The following is a 5258-nucleotide window of genomic DNA, read 5'->3' as shown; positions in this document are numbered from 1 at the left end:
AGCACCCCCCATGAGCGGAACGCCCTACCCTCCCACGGGCTACCCCGCAGTACTCTCGGCGATGGGGGGCTTAACTTCCGGGTTCGGAATGGGACCGGGTGATCCCCCCCTCCATGGTTCCGCTCATGGGAGGTGCTCCCACGAGGGGGCCCGTCCCGCGGGCCCTGACGGCTGCATGCGCGTGGCGGCGACGATCGGAAACGTTTGTAACATGTTGAGATGAAGAGCTCGGGCTATTAGTAGCGCTCGCCTGAGCAGGTCGCCCTGCTTGCAGCTGCGCCCTATCGACCTCGTGGTCTACGAGGGCCCTTACCGGAAAGGGAGCTCATCTCGGAGGCGGCTTCCCACTTAGATGCCTTCAGCGGTTATCCGTGCCGGACGTAGCTAGGCGGCGGTGCCGTTGGTCGACAACCGCGTCACCAGAGGTCCGTCCACCCCGGTCCTCTCGTACTAGGGGCAGATCTCCTCAACTCCCTTGCGCCCGCGGAGGATAGGGACCGAACTGTCTCACGACGTTCTGAACCCAGCTCGCGTACCGCTTTAAATGGCGAACAGCCATACCCTTGGGACCGACTTCAGCCCCAGGATGCGATGAGCCGACATCGAGGTGCCAAACCTTGCCGTCGATGTGGACTCTTGGGCAAGATCAGCCTGTTATCCCCGGAGTACCTTTTATCCGTTGAGCGACGGCCATTCCACTCTGAGCCGCCGGATCACTAGAACCGACTTTCGTCTCTGCTCGGCTTGTGGGCCTCGCAGTCAAGCCCGCTTGTACTCTTGCGCTCTGCGGACGGTTGCCGACCGTCCTGAGCGGACCTTACGCGCGCCTCCGTTACAGTTTGGGAGGCGACCGCCCCAGTCAAACTACCCGCCTGGCACGGTCCGCGCGCCGGATCACGGCCGCGCGTTAGGCAGCCGGCACGACGAGGGCGGTATTCCAAGGTCGCCTCCACGGGGGCTTGCGCCCCCGCTTCTCAGGCTCCCGCCTATCCTCTACACGTCGTACCAACTGCCAATGCCAAGCTGCAGTAAAGGTTCACGGGGTCTTTCCGTCCTTCCGCGGGTAGTTCGCATCTTCACGAACAGTACAATTTCACCGGGTCCATGGTTGAGACAGCGCCCAAATCGTTACGCCATTCGTGCAGGTCGGAACTTACCCGACAAGGAATTTCGCTACCTTAGGACCGTTATAGTTACGGCCGCCGTTTACCGGGGCTTGGCTTCAGGGCTTCGCGTTGCCGCTAACTCATCCGCGTAACCTTCCGGCACCGGGCAGGCGTCAGACCCTATACTTCGTCTTACGACTTGGCAGAGTCCTGTGTTTTTGATAAACAGTCGCTTGGGCCGTTTCGCTGCGGCCGCCGCCAGCTCCGCCCGCGTGGGGCCTCACCAGCAGCGGCGCTCCTTCTCCCGAAGTTACGGAGCCAGTATGCCGAGTTCCTTAACCATGGTTCTCCCGATCGCCTCGGTATGTTCTACCCGCCCACCTGTGTCGGTTTTGGTACGGGCGCCGATGGTCCTCCCTAGAGGTTTTTCTCGGAAGCATGGGCTCGCCGGCTTCGCCATGCGGCTTCGTCTCGCATCTCAGGCTCAAGTGGCCCGCTGATTTCCACGCGGACCGCCCTACGTGCTTTCACGGGGACGTCCAGAACCCCGCCCGGCTACCCTTCTCCGTCGCCCCCTCGGTAGATAACGGCCCATCAGCGGTACGGGAATGTCGACCCGTTGCGCATCGGCTACGCCTTCCGGCCTCGCCTTAGCTCCCGACTGACCCTGGGAGGATTAGCCTTGCCCAGGAACCCTTAGGCTTACGGCGGCTGGGTTTCTCGCCCAGCTCTCGTTACTCATGCCAGCATTCTCACCTCCCAGCCCTCCACCCGCGGTCGCCCGCGAGCTTCCCCGGCCTGGGAGAGCTCCCCTACCAATGAAAAGTTTCATTCCGCCGCTTCGGCGCATCGCTTAGCCCCGTGAATTGTCGGCGCATGTCCACTCGACCAGTGAGCTGTTACGCACTCTTTAAATGCATGGCTGCTTCTAAGCCAACATCCTGGTTGTCTGGGCAGACGCACATCCTTTGCCACTCAGCGATGACTTGGGGGCCTTAGCGGGCGGTCTGGGCTGTTTCCCTCTCGAGCACACAGCTTAGCCCACATGCTCTGACTCCCGGCCTGTGAACCCATGGCATTCGGAGTTCGGTTCCCGTCGGTAGGCGGTGAAGCCCCCTCAGGGATCCGGTGGCTCTACCACCATGGGTGAACGGCCGAGGCTAGCCCTAAAGCTATTTCGGGGAGAACGAGATATCTCCGGGTTTGATTGGCCTTTCACCCCTATCCACAGGTCATCCCCTCCGTTTTCAACCGAAGTGGGTTCGGCCCTCCACGGGGTCTTACCCCCGCTTCAGCCTGCCCATGGATAGCTCACCCGGCTTCGCGTCTGCAGCATGCGACTGAATCGCCATCTTAAAGGCTCGCTTTCGCTGCGGCTCGTTTCAAAACTTAACCTCGCCGCATACCGCAACTCGCTGGCTCATTCTACAAAAGGCACGCCGTCACAGCGCAAGGCTGCTCCGACTGCTTGTAGGCGCACGGTTTCAGGTACTGTTTCACTCCCCTCTCGGGGTGCTTTTCACCTTTCCCTCACGGTACTGGTGCGCTATCGGTCACAGGAGAGTGTTTAGCCTTGGAGGGTGGTCCCCCCTGCTTCGGACCGGGTTTCACGTGTCCGGCCCTACTCGGGAAATCCCCACGCGGGGGCGTCGGTTTCGCGTACGGGGCTCTTACCCGCTGCGGCCGGCCCTTCCATGCCGTTCCGCTACCGACGCCCTTTGTGACCGCGCCCGAGGAGGCAGTCCTCGGGGCGGGGCTCCCACGACCCCCGGGCGGCAACGCCTGCCGCTTACACGCGCCCGGGTTTGGGCTCGCGCGCTTTCGCTCGCCGCTACTCGCGCGATCTCGGTTGATTTCTCTTCCTCCGGGTACTTAGATGTTTCAGTTCCCCGGGTTGTCCCCCCGCGCCTATTTGATTCAGCGCGGGGCAGCTGGGCATGACCCCAGCTGGGTTCCCCCATTCGGAGACCCACGGATCAAAGCGTGTGTGCCGCTCCCCGTGGCTTATCGCAGCTTGCCGCGTCCTTCATCGACTTCCTGTGCCAAGGCATCCGCCGTGCGCCCTTGGTATCTTCATCTACCGTCCAAGGTTCGCACGGAGAAGCAAGGTAGTTGCTTCTCCAGATACTTTGAACTTGTGTTCAAACATACGTTTGCGATCGTATTGTCTGTCCATGACGCGAACCACCTCTACTTCAATGCAAACGCATTGGGATTGTGGTTTCGTATCATGGTTTCCGTGACTTGTCGTCACGCGCTATGCAACTGTCAAGGTGCGCGGGGCGGAGCCCCGAGGGCCGGATGCTGCGGACGGTCAGGGGACGCGACCCCTCGTGAGATAGGTTTGATGGTCTTCCGGGAGCGGGGAGCTCCATGCTCGACCCGCCTCGGACTCCTACGAGTCTCCCTAGAAAGGAGGTGATCCAGCCGCACCTTCCGGTACGGCTACCTTGTTACGACTTCACCCCCCTTACCCTCCACACCTTCGACGCCTCCGCCCCCAGAGGGGTTCGGCCGGCGGCTTCGGGTGCAGACGACTCGGGTGGTGTGACGGGCGGTGTGTACAAGGCCCGGGAACGTATTCACCGCGGCATGCTGATCCGCGATTACTAGCAACTCCGACTTCACGCAGGCGGGTTGCAGCCTGCGATCCGAACTGGGGCCGGCTTTGCGGGATTCGCTCCCCCTCGCGGGGTGGCGGCCCTCTGTACCGGCCATTGTAGCACGTGTGCAGCCCAGGGCATAAGGGGCATGATGACTTGACGTCGTCCCCACCTTCCTCCGGCTTGACGCCGGCAGTCTCCCATGAGTCCCCAACTCAATGCTGGCAACATGGGACAGGGGTTGCGCTCGTTGCGGGACTTAACCCAACATCTCACGACACGAGCTGACGACAGCCATGCACCACCTGCGCAGGCTCCTCTCGGCCACCGGGTTTCCCCGGCTTCACCTGCATGTCAAGCCCTGGTAAGGTTCTTCGCGTTGCTTCGAATTAAGCCACATGCTCCGCTGCTTGTGCGGGCCCCCGTCAATTCCTTTGAGTTTTAGCCTTGCGGCCGTACTCCCCAGGCGGGGCGCTTAATGCGTTGGCTGCGGCACGGAGGGATGGCCCCCCCACACCTAGCGCCCATCGTTTACGGCTGGGACTACCAGGGTATCTAATCCTGTTCGCTCCCCCAGCTTTCGCGCCTCAGCGTCAGTGCCGGCCCAGAGAGCTGCCTTCGCCATCGGTGTTCTTCCCGATATCTGCGCATTCCACCGCTACACCGGGAATTCCGCTCTCCTCTACCGCACTCGAGCCGCCCAGTTCGGAACCCGGCCCGGGGTTGAGCCCCGGGGTTAGAGGTCCCGCTTAGGCGGCCGCCTACGCGCGCTTTACGCCCAATGAATCCGGATAACGCTCGCTCCCTACGTATTACCGCGGCTGCTGGCACGTAGTTAGCCGGAGCTTCTTCTGCAGGTACCGTCAATATCTTCCCTGCTGAAAGCGGTTTACAACCCGAGGGCCGTCATCCCGCACGCGGCGTTGCTGCGTCAGGGTTCCCCCCATTGCGCAAAATTCCCCACTGCTGCCTCCCGTAGGAGTCTGGGCCGTATCTCAGTCCCAATGTGGCCGATCGCCCTCTCAGGCCGGCTACCCATCGCGGGCTAGGTGGGCCGTTACCCCGCCTACTACCTAATGGGCCGCGACCCCATCCCGCGCCGTCTCGGCTTTCCCGCCGGCCCCATGCGGGGCCCGCGGAGTATCCGGTATTAGCCGCCGTTTCCAGCGGTTGTCCCGGAGCGCGGGGCAGGTTGGTCACGTGTTACTCACCCGTTCGCCACTTCATACACGCCCGAAGGCGTCTTCATCGTTCGACTTGCATGTGTTAGGCACGCCGCCAGCGTTCATCCTGAGCCAGGATCAAACTCTCCGTTCAAAGCGCGGCCCGCAGGCCGCGTCCGGTTCGCTTGATACAAGCTGAAAAGTTGTCTCATCCGCCCTCCGCCCCGAGGGGCTTCAGGCCGAATCGACGAGGTCAAAATGTCCGTCTGACACTATTCGATCCATCTCGAAATTCATCCACAGTATCCGGTTCTCAAGGTTCCGCGCTCGCCGCTCTCGCGTGCGGCGCAAGGAGATACTTTACTCGGCTTGCTCCTTCGTGTCAA

Annotated in this window: 3 rRNA genes; all 3 read right to left on the bottom strand. The window is 62.0% G+C overall.

The annotated features are described in order from the left end of the window. Window positions 1–11: 11 nt before the first annotated feature. A 5S ribosomal RNA gene (gene rrf / locus LPT13_RS11605) occupies window positions 12–125 on the bottom strand. 91 nt (window positions 126–216) lie between these two features. Beyond that, window positions 217–3184 (bottom strand): 23S ribosomal RNA (locus LPT13_RS11600). 333 nt (window positions 3185–3517) lie between these two features. Continuing rightward, a 16S ribosomal RNA gene (locus tag LPT13_RS11595) occupies window positions 3518–5026 on the bottom strand. Together the 16S, 23S and 5S rRNA genes form the textbook arrangement of a ribosomal RNA operon. Window positions 5027–5258: the final 232 nt, after the last annotated feature.

Origin of the sequence: Adlercreutzia faecimuris, assembly GCF_022669055.1 — a bacterium.
GTDB classification, from domain to species: Bacteria; Actinomycetota; Coriobacteriia; order Coriobacteriales; family Eggerthellaceae; genus Enterorhabdus; species Enterorhabdus faecimuris.
Note: the sequence above shows the minus strand (reverse complement) of the source record. Positions and strands in the feature narration are given on the sequence as shown.